This window comes from Methanobrevibacter sp. (genome assembly GCF_045603845.1).
In the GTDB taxonomy this organism is placed as follows: Archaea; Methanobacteriota; Methanobacteria; order Methanobacteriales; family Methanobacteriaceae; genus Methanocatella.
On record NZ_JAZUMY010000083.1, the window covers coordinates 42,481 to 58,301 of the forward strand.

Sequence of the window (15,821 nt, forward strand, 5' to 3'; positions counted from 1 at the left end):
ATGAAAACGAATTATGTATATTTCGGGAAGGGTTCAAAGACGATAGTCTTCATTCACGGATTGAGTGATGATTTGAACTACTGGATGAAGCTGGCTAGTCATCTTAAATCCGAATATAGGATATTGCTTTATGACATAAGAGGCCATGGCAAATCCGAATTCGGAGATTTCTCAATAGACATGCTGGTAAGTGATCTTTATGAACTTTTATGCAGTGAAAAGATTGAAAAGGCATCTCTTGTTGGCTTTTCTCTTGGTGGAAACATAGCGCTTTCATTTGCCATAAAGTATCCTCAAATCGTTGAAAGGCTGATTTTAATGGCAAGCTTCAGCCAGTGCGATGAAAATCTTGAATCCAAGTTTATGGAGTTTCGTGATGCCCTTGACATATCATTTGAAGAGTTTTATGACGTGATAATAAATTATGTCCTGCCGGACGATATTTTAAATAGGCATAGGGAGGATCTCGAGTTCATTAAAATCCAACAGGCAAAAAACGCAAATCTTAAAGCCATTAAGGCCGGAGTCGACATGGGATTCGGATTCAACTGCACAGGTCATCTTAATGAAGTTTCAGCCAAAACACTGATTATGGCGGGAAGGGATGATGTTATTGTAAGCCTTGATTTGGCCGAAATCTTAAACGAAAATATCAGGGACTCCAGACTGGTCATATTTGACAATACAAAGCACAATCTATTAATCGGAAGAAATATAGATGATATATTACAATTGATAAGGCAGTTCATATGAAGATATCAGTAATTCTTGCGGCATACAATGAAGAGGCATACATCAAAAAGGCCATTGAAAGTGTTTTAAATCAGACTTTAAGTGATTTGGAGCTGATTGTGGTTAATGATGGGTCAACGGACGGAACTTTGGATATAATCAATTCCTTTGATGATTCAAGAATCAGGGTGATTTCCCATGAAAATGTAGGTCCCGGCGCATCAAGAAACAGGGCCATGAAGATTGCCCGTGGAGAATATGTCGCTTTCATTGACGGCGATGACTGGTTCAGCCCAGATGCCCTTGAGAAATCTTACCTGCAGGCAAAACTTTATGACACTGACATTACGATGTATCAGATGATTAACTATGATGACGAGACAGGAAGGATTTATGAAAACGACTGGTTTGACCTGATTTCCTTTGACGAGTCATTTGACGGGCGGGCATTTCATCCAAGCGAATGTCATGACTTTCTTTTTGACCTGTCGGTTGGAGTATGTCAGAAAATCTATAGAAACTCATTTTTAAAGGAGTCTAATGTGCTCTTTCCTGAGGGAATATTCTTTGAGGACATGCCCTTTTTCTTTGAAATCTTTTTAAAGGCCGAAAGAATCTCAATCATCAGAAAGCATTTCTACTACAGGCGTAAGCACACAAAATCAATAACCAATGTCGTTGACTGCAAGTTTCTCGACACCGTGCCTGCAGGACGTGAGCTTATGAGGCGATTTGTTGAAAACGGCTTTTATGGGGAGTATAAGTATGACATGATTGCCTATAAAATCAACGGTCCACGTCTTGCATTGGCAGATATTGTCGATGAGTGCAAATCCGATCTTTTTGATTTGATTCATGAGGATTACCTTCAAATCAGGGATTCACCATATTATGATGACTTTTTAAACGAGCTCGGGCCGGTCAAGAGGAAGTTCTTTTTGGATGTCATCGAAGCCTCAAGTTATGATGAGTATTTGGACAGCCAAACGATTGATTAAATTGATTTTATTCCATTTTCATATATTTTAATTATAGCTATTTTTAAGATAATTGATTTTATTATAAAATCGTGGTCTTTTCAATCCGTTAATCTACCATCTCCCATTAAAAAATATCATACTTGTTAACTGTTGCAGGTGCAATAGTTGTTCATGCAACAGTTTTATATATCAGTATCAACTAATGATTAACTATCATAACTGATTAGATGAAGGTAAATTATGTCATATTGTGATTTGGAAAATATTGATGTTAAGGAAATGCCCGTTGGCAAATTGATTGCAATACTTGCAAAGGCACAGTCAATATACTTCAACAACATGCTGGGTGAGCTTGGAATAAACAATCCTCAGCTCCACATCCTGTTTGAAGTGAACAAGGACTCAAAGATAAATCAGGAAAAGATAGCTTCAAGAAGCAACACTGATAAGGGTGCAGTTGCAAGATCCATTAAAAAGCTTGAAGAAAATGGGCTTATTACAAGAACAATCGATGAAAACAACAGAAGGCAGAATATTATCTCATTGACACAAAAGGGCAGTGAAATCCTGGATAAGGCCATAGGGATGCTTGATGAATTTGAACAGTATCTCTTTAGGGATGAAAGTCAGAAAGAAGCCTTACAGTTAATATTGAAGGATTTGGCCATTGATGTAATGAAATTAAATGAGGACAGGTTTGGGAAAAAATGAGTACGGAAAACAAAAATATTCAAATGATAACAGGAGATCCGAAAAAGGCGATAATCAAATTGAGTATCCCTATGATGATTTCCATGCTTTTAATTATGCTTTATAATATCGCAGACAGTATCTGGGTTGCGGGACTCGGTGCAGATGCCCTTGCGGCTATCGGGTTCATCACACCGCTCTTTATGGTGCTGGTAGGATTGGGAAACGGTATAGGTGCCGGTGCAAACTCACTGATTGCACGGTATATAGGTGCTAAAAATCACAAACAGGCAAATAACGCCGGACTGCATGCAATTCTTTTGTGCATCGTAATATCAGTGATATTTACGGTTCTCATGATGGTGTTCATGAGACAGCTCCTTGAGATGATGGGTGCTGGAGACACCATTGACTTCGCCCTTAACTACGGATATATCGTATTCGGGGCACTGATAATATTCGTATACTCCGGTGTGGCTTCAGCAATATTCAGATCCGAAGGTGACATGAGAAGGGCAACAATCGCAATTGCGGTGACTGCTGTGATGAACATCATTCTGGATCCTCTTTTCATCTATGTGCTGAATATGGGAATTGCAGGCGCCGCATGGGCTACTGTATTTTCAGCGACACTTTCATGCATTGTGATGAGCTACTGGATTTGGGGAAAAAAGGACCTTTTCCTTGATTTGTCTTTAAAAAACTTCAGCTATGAAAGCCAGATGATTAAGGATGAGCTTCAGGTTGCAATTCCGTCAACACTGGAAAATATCATATTCTCACTTCTGGCAATCATGATTAACGGAATGCTTGTGATAGTGGCCGGAACAACAGCCGTGGCAGTTTATACTGCATCCATGAGGATAGTTCAGCTTGCAATGATTCCTTTGATAGGTATAGGAACTGCCGTTTTGACGGTAGCGGGCGTTGCATACGGTGCACGTAACCTTGACAATTTGAAAACCTCCCACAGCTATTCAATCAAACTGGGCTTTATACTCTCAATTAGCCTTGGAGCTATAATGTTCATATTTTCATCCCAGCTTGCGGCAATGTTTTCATACACCGCAGCAAGTGCCGATCTGGCTCCGCAGATTGCAACAGCATTGTCAGTACTGAGCCTCTTTGTTCTGGCAATACCTCACGGTATGATGTCATCAATGGTTTTCCAGGGTGTAGGTAAGGGAATCAATTCACTGATAATCACTTTGCTCAGGTCTCTGATTCTAGAAACAGTATGTGCCTACATTTTCTGCTTTATCTTCGGATGGGGACTGGTTGGAATCTATTCCGGTGTAATCATAGGATGTTTCCTTGGAGGAACATTCGGTTATATCTGGGCTAAAATATTCATCAAAAAATTCGGTGAAAAGTTACACGCGTAATTTTTCCCCTTTCAACTTTTTTTTAAAATCCGAGAAGGATTTTGAGTCCGATTAAAATAATAATAACGCCACCAAGTATCTGGAAGCGCCCGCCGATGTAGTTTCCTATTTTTTTACCTAAAAATATTCCGGCTATTGTAAAGAGGAATGCTACAATACCTATTATTACTGAAGGCAGCAGTATTTCATCGCCGAGAATTGCATATGTCATTCCCACAGCAAGGGCGTCAATGCTTGTTGCAACTGCAAGCAGGGTCACTTCATTAAAGCTGAAGCTGTCGGTAATGTCCTCATCATCGTCAAGGCTTTCCCTAATCATATTGACTCCGATAGCTAAAAGAAGTATGAATGCAACGATTGATGCTACTGAAACGATGAATCTTGAGATGACTCCTCCGATATAGTATCCTATTAACGGCATCATAAACTGGAAGAATCCGAAAAATAGTCCGTAATAGAGAATCTGATTTCTTTTGAGGTGTTTCTGTGTAAATCCTTTTGTAAGTGATACGCTGAATGCATCCATTGCAAGCGCTATTGCTATCAGTAATGTTGATATGATTTCAAATGCCATTATGATATTTTTTGTTTGGATTTTATTTAAATTTTTAGTTGAATTCATCATGTTCTTCATTTTTATAAAAATTAATATAATGATTACTGATTGAACAGATGACTACACTTTTATTCATGAAATCATTTCTTCTACTGTCATTTAGTTCATTCTACAATAGATTTTTTTCAACAAGTTCAAGTTATAAAAATGTGTTTAATATGCTATTTTCAGTTTTTAATGATTTAAAACTCTTTTTCATTTGAAAAAATTGATGAGATTTCATTTAACTGATTTTCAAAAGGTTTAAAAATTTTTGATTTTGTATCAAATATATTAAAATATCTAAAATTTACAAAAAAAGGCCGTTTTAGACATTTATTTATATATTATGAAAGTCAAATCTATACTACAAACAAGGGGATAATATGGATTCAAAATTTTTATTATTGTCATTTGTATTGATTTTAAGTGGTTTGTCCATAATAGGAGGGGTTTTTGCTGTGGACAATGGAACCGCTTTTGGTGACAGTAATATGTATTCTGATGTTTCAAACCTCGAATTCAGTCAAAATTATACTCCAGATTCCATAAATAAAGGTCAAATATTTGAGATATTTTTAAGCGTTAAAAATACTGGAGATGATCCTTATCGCAACCTTACTGTCCTTTACAGATTACCTGAAGGTTTGGATCTGTTAATCTGGCCTGATGAATATTCCGACAATTCAATATGGACAATAGACACATTATATCCTAACGAGACGTCTTCACTGACTTTGGTATGTGTGCCGAAATATTCCAACTACACATACACTTTCACGGCAACAGATCCGGGATATGACACCATAGATGTCCATACAAATCCTCTGGCCGATTTGGCTGTCGGTGTTGATTATATAGTCGGCGACGGTGTTGTAAAATGGGTTGTCAATGTTATAAACAACGGTCCTGACCATGGTGTTGATACAATTGTCAATAACCTGCCGACCGATTTGGGAGTAATTGCCTACAACCTTACAAAAGGGGATTTGGTTGATGCAGAATGGCTAATCGATGATCTGGCAAATGGAGAAGTTCAGACATTGACGCTGATTACCCACTTCGTTGAAGGATACAAGTACAACATCAACGTTACAAGCGACACCTACAGTGATGTCATATCAAATAACGTTTCAGGCATCGTCAGGGTGAACAACAGCAGCAATATTCCTGTTTACAGTGAAATTTTGGATGCAAACTCAACTGCAAATCCGATAATGCTGCTTGTTCTTGCGGTGATATTCATTCCATTTTTAAGGTTTAAAAAAGATTAAATAATTATAAGGATAATACCTTTTATTATGAAAAGAATCTGGATTTTTATTTTTATTTTATTTTTATGCATAGATGCAAGCTGCGCATTTTCCCTGGATGATCTCCACAATGAAAATCCGCACACTGACAGGTTCAAATACTCTTTCAATTCAAGTGATCTTATTAAGGATTATCAAAACGAAAGCCAGTACACCATTCAGCTTCTTGAAAACGGAAAGCCTGCAGGTGCCGGAGAAAAAATTAATTTTTTCATAAATGGCGTCAGATATACCAGAACGACAAACGCTGATGGTGTTGCAACTCTTGACATTAACCTGATACCAGGAAACTACATTATATATTGCCAATATGGGTCATGCAAGGCTTACAATAACATAATGGTTCTATAGGAGTGTTTTCATGAAAGATGAAATCATAAATCCTATCCAATCTGACAGTGTAAAAATCGACTGCCAGAAAATCTATGACTGCATAATATCCTGCCAGAGGATGTTTGATGAAAATCCCGAATTTGAAACCTACATATCATCAACCTTAAGCGAAATAGAGGCTCTGCTGTATCGGGTAAATGATATAGAGCTATTTTCCGAAATGATAGATTTGATATACAGATTCAAATACAGATTAAGGGAGCTTGAAAGCCAGGTCAAATTCATTGATGATGAAAATGTAATAAACTCCAGGGATTTGGAATTTATTTTGTATGAAATGTCAAAATTCAAAGAAATAATTTAAATGTTATTAGGAATATACAATATTATATAGGAGTTTTCGAAGATGTTTGATAAAATTTTGTTACCTACTGACGGCTCTGAGTTTTCCGAACATGAAGTTGAAAGAGCAATTAAGGCGCTTTCCGATGATGGTGAAATCATTATACTTTCCGTTGCAAGTAAACTGGCAGCAACAACACCATTTCAAAGCAAAAAGAACATTGCTCAGATGAACAAGGGTTTCTTAGAGGAAGCCCATGACAATGTTGACCGCATGGCTAAACGCTTTGACAATAGGGTTAATGTAAGAAAGATGGTAGTTACCGGAATCCCTTCCGACACTATAGTGAAAGTGGCCGAGGACGAGGATGTAGATTTGATTATCATTGCAGCATCCGGAAAATCAGGACTGCATAAGTTCTTCATTGGAAGCGTAGCTGAAAAAGTGCTTAAAAGTACTGAAAGGGATGTTTTATTAATCCATAACTGATTTTACTTTTTTTAGGATTTTTAAATGTCACTGATTTGATTTTGGTGAGTGGGAGTATCGCTATGATAATTCCCGCCGTTAATATTTCTTTTATGGAAACTATGGTTGCTAAAGAAGTGTATTACATCGATTTTGACGTGGATGAAGTCACATCCAGGATTAACTCTCTTATGGGCAGATGGTCTGTTCACATGATTAAAATCAGGGGTCAGAACTGGCAGGTTTTCAATCATTCAGGTGATGTAATCCATGAATTTCATTTCTTCATAGATTTCAAAAACGTTGACGGCAGAATTAAACTTGAGGATTTGAAGTTAAACGTGATTCATTACATCGAATCTCTCAGGGATGACACAGCATACATCGATGAGCTGGTTATAGAAGAGCTACTTTACTGAGTTTCCAGTCAATCTCTTCAATGCCGTTTTCCTTTAGGAATTCATTGGCCATCCTGAAGTGATTGCTTCCGAAAAATCCACGTCTGGCCGAGAAAGGTGAAGGATGTGATGTCACAAGAACCAGATGGCTGGGATTGTCAAGCAGTTCCGTTTTCTTTTCAGCCTGTTTTCCCCATAGCAGAAACACTATAGGACGTTTTTCCTTGTTCAGTATTTTTATTACGCTGTCAGTAAATGTCTGCCAGCCGCAGTCGCTGTGGGAGTTTGCCTGTCCTTCACGAACGGTAAGTACAGTATTTAGAAGAAAAACTCCCTGTCTGGCAAGAGGTTCAAGGCATCCTGAATCGGGAATGGGATAGTTGAACTCCTCCTGGATTTCCTTAAAGATGTTTTTAAGTGATCTTGGGATTGGCCTTCCTTCGGGAGTTGAAAATGCAAGTCCGTGTGCCTGTCCCTTTTCATGGTAGGGATCCTGGCCCAGTATGACCACTTTGACCTCAGACAGCGGCGTCAGTTTAAATGCGTTAAAAATCTCTTCTTTTGGCGGATAAACCGTTTCGGTGTTATATTCGCTTTCAACAAACTCTTTGATTTCTTTAAAATATTGCTTTTCGAACTCTTCACTTAACGCTGAATCCCAGTCATTTCCAATCATGGAATTCTTTTTGTAATTAGTATAATTAATATTTTATTCTTTTTACTTTTCATGAATTTCATTAAATTTTAGTGAAAAAAACGATACATTTATATATTATGAATTATATAATATTAAGTACTGTACTAAAAGTTGTCCACACCATTTGAAAACTGACTGTATACGAATTTATCATAACTTATAAGGGAGTTGATAAATATGATAGCATTTGTAAAAGTCACTGGGTACGCAGTGTTCTAATCCAATTGTATTTTTCCTAACTGTATGCTTGCTTTTTGAAAATCTCAACAATGGGAGGTTGTATGAGCTTTTTTATTTGACAATTTGCTCTTTGAGCATTTAAAGGAAAGTCTTTTGCTGTTAAATTTTAACCATTATCATGAAAAAGAGGAAAAATATGAAGATTAATGTGAGAAAAACCATTGAAAATACTGTAACTGTTGCTGATGAATTCCCATTCTACGTTGAAGAGCTCTCTGCCGATGACGAAATGCCTACCCTTTTAGGCCTTGCAGATGAGAAATACACATTCAGCGAAATGGATGATGATTTCTTTGAATTCGTTTCAAGAAAAATCAATGAGCATGGAGTCTACATCAGACTCATCCACATAAGCGAAAAATGCTGTGAAAACGGCATAATAACTTTCGAAATAGAAAGCGGTTTTCAAAAAACCATAATTAAAACCCAATGTGAGGCTCCTGATGAAGTCACAGACATTGGAATCAAAATCCACGGTGATGAAATCGTAATCGGAACAACCAGCTATTTGAAAAGGCCGCATTTCGAAAGCATAGATGAAAATGAATTTTTATCTTCAATTGCTGATGAAATGATTAGGGATTTAATCTTTTTTGATTAAATCTTTTTAAATTTTTAAAAGGAGTGATTTACTATCAGAGATTTGTTTAAATATATTTTCATGATCTGTTATCTGTTGAGCTGTATTGTCTTTGGAAACCTTTTGATTTGATTGGAGTGTGATATTATAGTAGCTAACTGTCCAAATTGCAGTAATTCCGTTTGCCTGAACCCTTCATTCACTCATTTTGTGAATTTCATGGATCTCTTCACGGAATCCAACTTCTTTGATTTGAAAATTAATGAAAATGCAATGCTGGTGGACTTTTTTGTTCCTCAGGATTTCATTGACAGGAACAGACCGAGAAGAATTCCCCAAAAGCTTCCGAGGTCTCTTTCTGATGCAATCGTTGAAGAGGAGATGACTTCCTTTTCAGGAGTCGTATCCGTCACCTGCAACAAATCGCCTCTGGTGTTTGAATACGCAGATTCCCAGCTTAATCTGGAATACCTGGATAACTGATGGGGGATTTTCAATTATAGCTCATCCAGGGTTTTGTCAAAATTAGGTTCTATGATTAGAACCTTTTCATAATATTTTTTTGCTTTTTCTAAATCTCCCCTGTCCTTATAATGTTTTGCAATCAGAACAAGAGGTGTGCTGTCGAAAGGATTGACCTTGTAGGCCTGCATGGTATATTCCACGAAGTTTTCCTCATCACCGATTTCTTCATACAGCGCTCCTTTTGCAATGTAAAACATTTCAGAATATTCGTTGGTGTGAATCGCCTCATCAAGAATTTCAAAAGCAACATCCGTGTCGCCCAGGGCATGATATGCAAATGCCATGCTTATGTATGTGTCATAGCTTTTGCTGTCAAGTGTCAGAACCTTGTTTGAATATCTGATGCAGTCGATATACTCATGCATTGAAAGGGATATTGAGCTCATAAGCTCCAGCGCTTTAAGGCTTTCATTTATTTCAAGCGCCTGTTCGATTGTTGTTTTTGCCTTTTCGTTTTCATCTGTCAGGAAATAGATTTCACCCAATGCAGTCAGCGTTGCTTCCTTTTTCTCATCAAACTCAAGAGCCCTGTTCAGATTGGCAATGCTTTCATCGTATTTTTCAAATTCGTTTGCAAAACTTGCCTTTGCAAAAAATTTAATCCAGCAGTCATCCATTTCATCAATCAGACTGTTAATCTTGTCATAGTTTTTGAAATCATCCATTTTAAGCTCTATTTCATCAGCTATTTCCGGATGCTGGAGTCCGAGATGGTTAATTGCCATATTTACGGCCATATCCTGCAGTGCTGATTTTTCCTGAGCTATTATCTCATCAATCAGTGCCAGCGCATTGTTGTATTCATTCATGTTGAACAGTACAACAGGTTTAAAGTTAACGTTATCCTTCCCATCAAGGTACTTGAAGCAGCTCTTCCAGTCTCCCATTTCACTGTATACTGTTATTCTAAGGGAGTTTTTGGCCGGATTTTCATCGCTCAGCTTATCGATGCAGAACAATGCCTCATCATACTGTTTCAGGTTCTGATATATCACTGCCTTTGAGAGGTTGCTCAGTTCGTGAAGAGGCATTATGTCAAGAGCCTTATCGTAGTTTTCCATTGCGCTTTCATAATTGTCCAGTCCGAAATATGCCTGTCCTTTAACGTAATATGCGTCTGCTCTTTCATCAAAGGGCATGTCATGTTCGAGATACTTGTCTATATACTCAATGGATTTGTCAAACTGTGACAGGTTGGAATATGTTAGGGAAATAAGTTTATATAATTCAAAATCGGTGGGGTTTTCTTTCAGGTTTTCTAATTCGATTTCTAAAAGTTCTTCATCATCGTTTCTTTGTAAGGCTTTGATTAATTTTTCATTCATATTGTTAATATTGATTTAAATGTGTAATAAGTTTTGTTGAATTATTATGTTTTTTCACAAAAAAAGTAAAAAGGATAATGGATTGATTTTAAACTTCACTTGCAACGGCTGAATCTGTACAGGAATTATCTATCAAAAGTCAATCTCGCCGTACCAGATGCTTCTGTATGCATGAAGCAGACTGTCCAGATTGCTTGAAACTATGAGAATATTGTCATGGGTGGTGTCATTTCCGGTAAATATTGAATAGACTTTTGTGTTCGGATTTTGATAAACTGTAATGTTGTCATCCGTTACAATCGGCGTGGATTCGAGCTGAACAGCATCCCTTATTGCCGCCATTTGAGCCCCACCTTCAAGTGTTGCCCCTTCCTGGCTGTTGAATGAAGTGATGTTTAGATTATTTTCACCGTCAGCGTAATACCTTATCCCGTAATCGTCGCTGCTTTTAAATGCCATTGTGGTAATGGGAACTTCAATGATTGAGGTGTTGCTCAGAGCCATTGTCGTATAGGATTGCTCTTCAGCTGAAATGTTTTGTGTAGCAATCAGCAGGACTGCGACGGCAGCTATTGCTATCACTATGATTGCAGTAATTAGAATTAGATTTTTATCTTCCATGTTATTTATATTGTTTTTTTCAGATTAAAATATTTAAGACATGAACTAGATAAAATTATCAATGGTAGAAATTGTTAAAAAGGAAGTCAAATTAATCGAGCTCTTTTACGATTTGCTTTATGTGTATGCTATATCACAGTTAACGTCACTTGTAAACGAACCGGTAGGCGATATCATACCTTTAAGCAGCATATTTGTATATATAATCACTTCCTTTGTAATTCTGCAGGCATGGCTCTATTTCACGAACTACGTCAATCGCTACGGCGAGTGGAAGGGATATGAGTATGTGATAGCATGCATCAACATGATAGCCGTAATATTCATGACCAATACCATAAGCACCCACTTGAATGAAATGCTATTGCCTTTCAACGTTTCAATGCTCATAATGCTTCTGACAGTAATTGCATTGTATTCCGTTCATGCGCACAGGGAGAAATCTTTGCAGGGGGCTGCCGGCAATTCAATAAAAATACTGATTGTTGTATGCACCATCTATGTGATTGCGATTCTGGCTATACTGGCAGGATTTTCAAATATCATATGGATTGATGTTGTTGCAGTCTTATGCGGAGCGTTCCTGCCCTTTTTCATCAAGGGAAAATTCAACAAGAACATCATCAATTTCCCTCATCTGGTCGAAAGGTTTGAGCTTCTCACAATCATTACCTTCGGCGAGGCCATTGTGGGCATGACGCACTTCTTTGATGTTAATAATCTGTCCCTGATTCCTATATTGGTATTTTTAATCATAATCACGATGTTCGGATGCTATGTTGTCCAGATACACGAGCTCATGAGTCATTTCAGACAGGAAAGAAGCCTTAGGCTGATGTTCAGCCATTACTTTGTTATAATAAGCATCAATCTGATGACTGTGGCATTTGAATTGTTGCACAGCGGACACGTAAATCATCTCTTCAATGCGGCTCTGATAATAATTTCCCTAATTGTATTTTACGTATCAATAATGGCGAACAAGGAGTATTATGCTGATGGTGTTCTATTGGCCCGAAATGATATTTTTCGGATGATTCTCTTCATTATTATTGGAGCATGTGTTATTCTGCTCTTTTTGGATAATATCTACGCTTTTCTTATTGGATCATTGATAATCACTGCCGGAAACCTTCACATTCTTGTTAAAAAATTATATTTTTTCCGTAAATACTAATTTTTTGAGGTGATCTTATGATACATGCAATCCGGCAGCGACTTTTCAGAAGAAAACCCAAAAGACAATTCGAGAGCTTTTTACAAATTTAGCTCCAATTTTTGAAAAAGTTCTTCACAGATGACAGAATTCTTAATTAAAGGGAGGTAATATATTCATCTGGAAGAACTAGTTACTTATTTTATCATAATTGGTATTTAAATCTTTTTAATTATAATATGAAGTCAATATTGCTCTTGGTTTGTAATTTAACCTAGTTTTTACAATATTTACTTCGGCGAGTAATTATTTTCCAAAATTTGTCTTTTGCATGATAGATTACCGTAAGGCATTATATTGATTTTTACACGTCTTTCATCTAAAATGAAAATTCTTCGGATGAAACTTATGTCTTTTGAGTAAAGCTGTCGAATTATGATGCCGTCATTCATTTTTTGTTGACGAAAAATTATTGCTGAAATTCAATAAGTTTTATCAATAATTTGAGTTAAAAATTTATATGGTAAAAAAATAATCAGGATATTTTTGGGTGAAACATATGGGATTTTTTTCAAAATCAGAAAGTGAAGAAAAAATCGATGAGCTGTGCGGCGGATTTTTCTATAATGAGGCATTTAAAAAACGTGCAATGAAATATAAGTCACTGGTTAATCTAACAAATACCTATGAAAGGTCAATCCTAAAGCATGAATACGAGGATGGGAAGCTGACCCTTGATGGGATGGAGGCACGTCTTGATGAACTGCTGCAGCTTGATTGCGCTTCTCTGTATTCAGAAATAAGGCTGATGCAGCACAAGGATACAAGTCAGTTCCATACTCAGGAAGACATCAATAACTTTTTAGGTGAAGAATATACCCGAAAATACTATGAAAAGCTTGAAAAAAACCAGATCAAGCATAATGCCAAATTCGAAAAGGATGAAAAAAACAAGCAGAAGGTCATTAAGGAATATGACATTTTCAAAGGAGTGAAAGCCAAGGTAACATATCCTCCAGGGTCTTTGAAAATAAGATCAGTCATCCCTCAATATTCTTCAGATGAAATTAAAATGAATGGGGATGCCGTTGTCAAGGTTGTTGGCGAAGGAGTAGTTTTCAAAAGCGATGCTGATGAGTTTCTGATACCAAACGAGTCAATAATTTCCGTTGAGACAGGTGAGGGTCATGACTTGAATCTGATTCTTTTTGAAAACCAGATAATCCGGATTAAGTTTGATATCGCAGGTGTCTGGTCATATGCTGAAAACAAGGCCATAGTTGAGGAGTATTTCATGTATAATGTCTCTCAGCAGGCAACGGGAATGGACTATATCGGCGATAAGTCTTCAGGCAGCTATTGTCCCGAATGCGGAACTTTACTTGACGAAAACAAGACTTTCTGCATTAACTGCGGACGCCAAATTAACTTATAAATGTGTTATAACGTCATCTGAAAGAACTGCTTAATTTTTTCCAACATTATTTATATATTTTTAATTCTCATATAATGTAAATATTGCTTTTGGTTAGTAATTTTACCTTGTTTTAACAATAGTTACTTGAGAGAAAATTGTTTTCTAAAAATTATTGGATGAACTTGTTATTTGTGATGTTTTGGTTTAAAATCAGTTAAAATTAATGTCTTTGTAGATTTGAAATCTACAAAACACCAGGACATTAATTTTTTTTCATGACATGGACGAGCATATACTCGTTATTTTTATATTATTTTTTATGTTATTTAATTTTTTTGTGGATGTTTTTTCTGAATTGGTTGGTGTTGTCTTTGATTTTTAGTTAAAATTAGTTTTGTAATCTATTTTTTGTTTGGTGGTTTTTGGTTTAAAATCAGTTAAAATTAATGTCTTTGTAGATTTGAAATCTACAAAACGTCCGGACATTAATTTTTTTCATATAAACATGGAACGAGCATATGCTCGTTATTTTTATTATTATTTTTCATGTTATTTAATATTTTTGGGGATGTTCTCCGAATGGCGGACGTGCCATTATCCCCAATTTATTTTTTTAGTTTTTTAAATGGTCTTATTTTCTATAATACATTGTTATAAGGAGCATAGCCCAGAATATGAAATCGGCATAATCTGGTGAGATGCTAATGACCATGCAATACCTCCATATTTATATGATGGAGGCAGTTATGAAATATCATACTATCACCTCCGTTGGAGAACTGATTAGTTATTTTATTCTAATTATTATTTAAATCTTTTTAATTACAATATTAAGTCAATATTGCTCTCGATTTGTAATTTTACCTTCTTAAAGCAATATTTACTTCACATCATAAACACTAACTTTATATATGTTTGTGTATAAATTATTATTAAGAAGTTATTAATTTCAAAGGAAAAATTTTGAGGTGATAATTATGCCTGCTGAAGTGAAGGCACAGCAGAAAAGCATGATCGTGGCCATGATAATCTCATTTTTCCTGGCAGGTCTGGGAATAGCTTATGCGGGAAATGTGGGAAAGGGAGTAAAGATATTTCTCCTTGCATTGTTTGTATTTATTATAAACATATTTGTTTTTATGGGGATTCTGAGTGTGGTTTATGTGATAATCTGGATTGCGGGATTGGTTCTGACATATCTTGAAGTGAATGAGGCAAATGAAAGAAAAAGAAGAATACTTGACCAGTACAGAATTTAGGAGTGTCTGATATGGGAATATGTCCGGACTGCGGAGGATGGATTGATGAGGGAGACTGCTCATGCAGCTGCGGCTCAACAAGGGGAACTTCCTCATATTATGAAGATGACTGCGATGAGCATTCATACAGCTCAGGCTCCTGGAACTATAATCCAGAAGCAATGGCGAAAATAAGGCGTGAATATGAAGAGGAAAGGGAACGCAGAAGACTTGAGGAGGAAATTCAAAGAAAACAGGCAGCTGCCGAAAAGGCAATGGAGGAAAGAAGGCGAAATGCTGAAATTGAACGCCGAAGAAAAGAACGTGAAGAGCAGGAAAGGCGTGAAAGAGAAGAAAACGAGAAAAATCCGATGTATCTTGTGCGCCAAATCGAAAAGATCAAGACTCAGATTTATTCCAACAGGAAGCTGCTTTTCAGAGGCCCTGAGCATCTCACAGGAACCCAGCAAAAAATCGACAATGCATTTGCAGAAGCATTAAGGCTTCAGGAAAAGCTTGACGCATTCGAGATAAACAAAAGCGAAGAGTATGATATTTTAAAAGAGGAAATTAAAGTCCTTAAACATGAAAACAGGGATTTGAAATATCTTCTTTCACATATGGATGATAAATACTGCGAAAATGCAAGAAAAGTTTACAAAAGAAACGCTTCCGATTTGAAGAATTTGGAAAAAACATTCGATGAACTCTACCCCAAAAGAGGACTTTTCAACCGAAGAGATAATAAACCAAGAAGTAAGATAAATATTGATTAGTGAACTTTT

Annotated in this window: 20 protein-coding genes; 15 read left to right on the forward strand and 5 right to left on the reverse strand. The window is 36.6% G+C overall.

Annotation, left to right across the window (positions count from 1 at the left end; genetic code table 11):
• The 4 genes from ACKI2W_RS08075 to ACKI2W_RS08090 all read left to right on the forward strand — a co-directional run bounded on the left by ACKI2W_RS08075 (nt 1) and on the right by ACKI2W_RS08090 (nt 3,787).
• Nucleotides 1-753, forward strand: a complete 753-nt coding sequence (locus ACKI2W_RS08075) for an alpha/beta fold hydrolase (protein WP_407380996.1) — start codon at nt 1-3, stop codon at nt 751-753.
• The gene (locus ACKI2W_RS08080) at nt 750-1,730 is read left to right on the forward strand and encodes a glycosyltransferase family 2 protein (RefSeq protein ID WP_407380998.1); all 981 of its coding nucleotides are present in this window, start codon (nt 750-752) and stop codon (nt 1,728-1,730) included. Before ACKI2W_RS08075 ends, ACKI2W_RS08080 begins: the two co-directional genes overlap by 4 nt.
• 222 nt (nt 1,731-1,952) lie before the next feature.
• On the forward strand, nt 1,953-2,423 hold the full coding sequence (locus ACKI2W_RS08085; RefSeq protein ID WP_407381000.1) for a MarR family winged helix-turn-helix transcriptional regulator: 471 nt from the start codon (nt 1,953-1,955) through the stop codon (nt 2,421-2,423).
• Nucleotides 2,420-3,787 carry an MATE family efflux transporter gene (locus tag ACKI2W_RS08090; protein ID WP_407381002.1) on the forward strand — a complete coding sequence of 456 codons (1,368 nt, stop codon included), beginning with the start codon at nt 2,420-2,422 and terminating at the stop codon, nt 3,785-3,787. Before ACKI2W_RS08085 ends, ACKI2W_RS08090 begins: the two co-directional genes overlap by 4 nt.
• Before the next feature lie 22 nt (nt 3,788-3,809).
• On the opposite strand, the gene ACKI2W_RS08095 is transcribed toward ACKI2W_RS08090, so the two are convergent.
• Complete coding sequence (locus ACKI2W_RS08095; protein ID WP_407381004.1) at nt 3,810-4,361, reverse strand: manganese efflux pump MntP family protein; 552 nt, start codon at nt 4,359-4,361, stop codon at nt 3,810-3,812.
• Nucleotides 4,362-4,768: 407 nt separating this feature from the next.
• On the opposite strand from ACKI2W_RS08095, the gene ACKI2W_RS08100 reads away from it, so the two are divergent.
• The 5 genes from ACKI2W_RS08100 to ACKI2W_RS08120 all read left to right on the forward strand — a co-directional run bounded on the left by ACKI2W_RS08100 (nt 4,769) and on the right by ACKI2W_RS08120 (nt 7,258).
• The gene (locus ACKI2W_RS08100; protein WP_407381006.1) at nt 4,769-5,656 is read left to right on the forward strand and encodes a hypothetical protein; all 888 of its coding nucleotides are present in this window, start codon (nt 4,769-4,771) and stop codon (nt 5,654-5,656) included.
• A 27-nt stretch (nt 5,657-5,683) separates the two neighbouring features.
• The gene (locus ACKI2W_RS08105; protein ID WP_407381008.1) at nt 5,684-6,046 is read left to right on the forward strand and encodes an Ig-like domain-containing protein; all 363 of its coding nucleotides are present in this window, start codon (nt 5,684-5,686) and stop codon (nt 6,044-6,046) included.
• Nucleotides 6,047-6,056: 10 nt separating this feature from the next.
• Nucleotides 6,057-6,392 (forward strand): hypothetical protein, encoded by a 336-nt coding sequence (locus tag ACKI2W_RS08110; protein WP_407381010.1) that lies wholly within the window; start codon nt 6,057-6,059, stop codon nt 6,390-6,392.
• Between the two features lie 42 nt (nt 6,393-6,434).
• A complete protein-coding gene (locus ACKI2W_RS08115; RefSeq protein WP_407381012.1) occupies nt 6,435-6,860 on the forward strand; it encodes a universal stress protein in 426 nt (141 codons plus the stop codon).
• A gap of 92 nt (nt 6,861-6,952) precedes the next feature.
• Complete coding sequence (locus ACKI2W_RS08120; protein WP_407381014.1) at nt 6,953-7,258, forward strand: hypothetical protein; 306 nt, start codon at nt 6,953-6,955, stop codon at nt 7,256-7,258.
• On the opposite strand, the gene ACKI2W_RS08125 is transcribed toward ACKI2W_RS08120, so the two are convergent.
• Nucleotides 7,236-7,913: a uracil-DNA glycosylase gene (locus tag ACKI2W_RS08125; protein ID WP_407381016.1), complete on the reverse strand. Its 678-nt coding sequence runs from the start codon at nt 7,911-7,913 to the stop codon at nt 7,236-7,238. The two genes, ACKI2W_RS08120 and ACKI2W_RS08125, sit on opposite strands and share 23 nt — an antisense overlap.
• A gap of 397 nt (nt 7,914-8,310) precedes the next feature.
• On the opposite strand from ACKI2W_RS08125, the gene ACKI2W_RS08130 reads away from it, so the two are divergent.
• On the forward strand, nt 8,311-8,775 hold the full coding sequence (locus ACKI2W_RS08130; protein WP_407381018.1) for a hypothetical protein: 465 nt from the start codon (nt 8,311-8,313) through the stop codon (nt 8,773-8,775).
• Between the two features lie 111 nt (nt 8,776-8,886).
• Nucleotides 8,887-9,237 carry a hypothetical protein gene (locus ACKI2W_RS08135; protein ID WP_407381020.1) on the forward strand — a complete coding sequence of 117 codons (351 nt, stop codon included), beginning with the start codon at nt 8,887-8,889 and terminating at the stop codon, nt 9,235-9,237.
• Nucleotides 9,238-9,251: 14 nt separating this feature from the next.
• Here the strand turns inward: ACKI2W_RS08135 and ACKI2W_RS08140 are convergent, their stop codons facing one another.
• Together ACKI2W_RS08140 and ACKI2W_RS08145 are read right to left on the reverse strand one after the other, a co-directional pair.
• A complete protein-coding gene (locus tag ACKI2W_RS08140; protein WP_407381022.1) occupies nt 9,252-10,604 on the reverse strand; it encodes a tetratricopeptide repeat protein in 1,353 nt (450 codons plus the stop codon).
• A 132-nt stretch (nt 10,605-10,736) separates the two neighbouring features.
• On the reverse strand, nt 10,737-11,225 hold the full coding sequence (locus ACKI2W_RS08145; protein WP_407381024.1) for a hypothetical protein: 489 nt from the start codon (nt 11,223-11,225) through the stop codon (nt 10,737-10,739).
• A gap of 61 nt (nt 11,226-11,286) precedes the next feature.
• Between ACKI2W_RS08145 and ACKI2W_RS08150 the strand changes: the two genes are divergently transcribed.
• Nucleotides 11,287-12,402: a low temperature requirement protein A gene (locus ACKI2W_RS08150; protein WP_407381026.1), complete on the forward strand. Its 1,116-nt coding sequence runs from the start codon at nt 11,287-11,289 to the stop codon at nt 12,400-12,402.
• 269 nt (nt 12,403-12,671) lie between these two features.
• Here the strand turns inward: ACKI2W_RS08150 and ACKI2W_RS08155 are convergent, their stop codons facing one another.
• Nucleotides 12,672-12,833, reverse strand: coding sequence for a hypothetical protein (locus ACKI2W_RS08155; protein WP_407381029.1), 162 nt, complete (start codon nt 12,831-12,833; stop codon nt 12,672-12,674).
• A gap of 107 nt (nt 12,834-12,940) precedes the next feature.
• Between ACKI2W_RS08155 and ACKI2W_RS08160 the strand changes: the two genes are divergently transcribed.
• The 3 genes from ACKI2W_RS08160 to ACKI2W_RS08170 all read left to right on the forward strand — a co-directional run bounded on the left by ACKI2W_RS08160 (nt 12,941) and on the right by ACKI2W_RS08170 (nt 15,812).
• A complete protein-coding gene (locus ACKI2W_RS08160; protein ID WP_407381031.1) occupies nt 12,941-13,816 on the forward strand; it encodes a zinc ribbon domain-containing protein in 876 nt (291 codons plus the stop codon).
• A 959-nt stretch (nt 13,817-14,775) separates the two neighbouring features.
• The gene (locus ACKI2W_RS08165) at nt 14,776-15,057 is read left to right on the forward strand and encodes a hypothetical protein (RefSeq protein ID WP_407381033.1); all 282 of its coding nucleotides are present in this window, start codon (nt 14,776-14,778) and stop codon (nt 15,055-15,057) included.
• A gap of 11 nt (nt 15,058-15,068) precedes the next feature.
• Nucleotides 15,069-15,812: a hypothetical protein gene (locus tag ACKI2W_RS08170; protein ID WP_407381035.1), complete on the forward strand. Its 744-nt coding sequence runs from the start codon at nt 15,069-15,071 to the stop codon at nt 15,810-15,812.
• Nucleotides 15,813-15,821: the final 9 nt, after the last annotated feature.

Bases quoted from the DNA above. Each gene is read 5' to 3' on its own strand.
- ACKI2W_RS08160 (WP_407381031.1), top strand. From the start codon at position 12,941: ATGGGATTTTTTTCAAAATCAGAAAGTGAAGAAAAAATCGATGAGCTG.
- ACKI2W_RS08105 (WP_407381008.1), top strand. From the start codon at position 5,684: ATGAAAAGAATCTGGATTTTTATTTTTATTTTATTTTTATGCATAGAT.
- ACKI2W_RS08085 (WP_407381000.1), top strand. From the start codon at position 1,953: ATGTCATATTGTGATTTGGAAAATATTGATGTTAAGGAAATGCCCGTT.
- ACKI2W_RS08075 (WP_407380996.1), top strand. From the start codon at position 1: ATGAAAACGAATTATGTATATTTCGGGAAGGGTTCAAAGACGATAGTC.
- ACKI2W_RS08155 (WP_407381029.1), bottom strand. From the start codon at position 12,833: ATGAATGACGGCATCATAATTCGACAGCTTTACTCAAAAGACATAAGT.
- ACKI2W_RS08150 (WP_407381026.1), top strand. From the start codon at position 11,287: ATGGTAGAAATTGTTAAAAAGGAAGTCAAATTAATCGAGCTCTTTTAC.
- ACKI2W_RS08130 (WP_407381018.1), top strand. From the start codon at position 8,311: ATGAAGATTAATGTGAGAAAAACCATTGAAAATACTGTAACTGTTGCT.
- ACKI2W_RS08110 (WP_407381010.1), top strand. From the start codon at position 6,057: ATGAAAGATGAAATCATAAATCCTATCCAATCTGACAGTGTAAAAATC.
- ACKI2W_RS08165 (WP_407381033.1), top strand. From the start codon at position 14,776: ATGCCTGCTGAAGTGAAGGCACAGCAGAAAAGCATGATCGTGGCCATG.
- ACKI2W_RS08125 (WP_407381016.1), bottom strand. From the start codon at position 7,913: ATGATTGGAAATGACTGGGATTCAGCGTTAAGTGAAGAGTTCGAAAAG.
- ACKI2W_RS08170 (WP_407381035.1), top strand. From the start codon at position 15,069: ATGGGAATATGTCCGGACTGCGGAGGATGGATTGATGAGGGAGACTGC.
- ACKI2W_RS08095 (WP_407381004.1), bottom strand. From the start codon at position 4,361: ATGGCATTTGAAATCATATCAACATTACTGATAGCAATAGCGCTTGCA.
- ACKI2W_RS08115 (WP_407381012.1), top strand. From the start codon at position 6,435: ATGTTTGATAAAATTTTGTTACCTACTGACGGCTCTGAGTTTTCCGAA.
- ACKI2W_RS08145 (WP_407381024.1), bottom strand. From the start codon at position 11,225: ATGGAAGATAAAAATCTAATTCTAATTACTGCAATCATAGTGATAGCA.
- ACKI2W_RS08100 (WP_407381006.1), top strand. From the start codon at position 4,769: ATGGATTCAAAATTTTTATTATTGTCATTTGTATTGATTTTAAGTGGT.
- ACKI2W_RS08090 (WP_407381002.1), top strand. From the start codon at position 2,420: ATGAGTACGGAAAACAAAAATATTCAAATGATAACAGGAGATCCGAAA.
- ACKI2W_RS08140 (WP_407381022.1), bottom strand. From the start codon at position 10,604: ATGAATGAAAAATTAATCAAAGCCTTACAAAGAAACGATGATGAAGAA.
- ACKI2W_RS08080 (WP_407380998.1), top strand. From the start codon at position 750: ATGAAGATATCAGTAATTCTTGCGGCATACAATGAAGAGGCATACATC.
- ACKI2W_RS08120 (WP_407381014.1), top strand. From the start codon at position 6,953: ATGGAAACTATGGTTGCTAAAGAAGTGTATTACATCGATTTTGACGTG.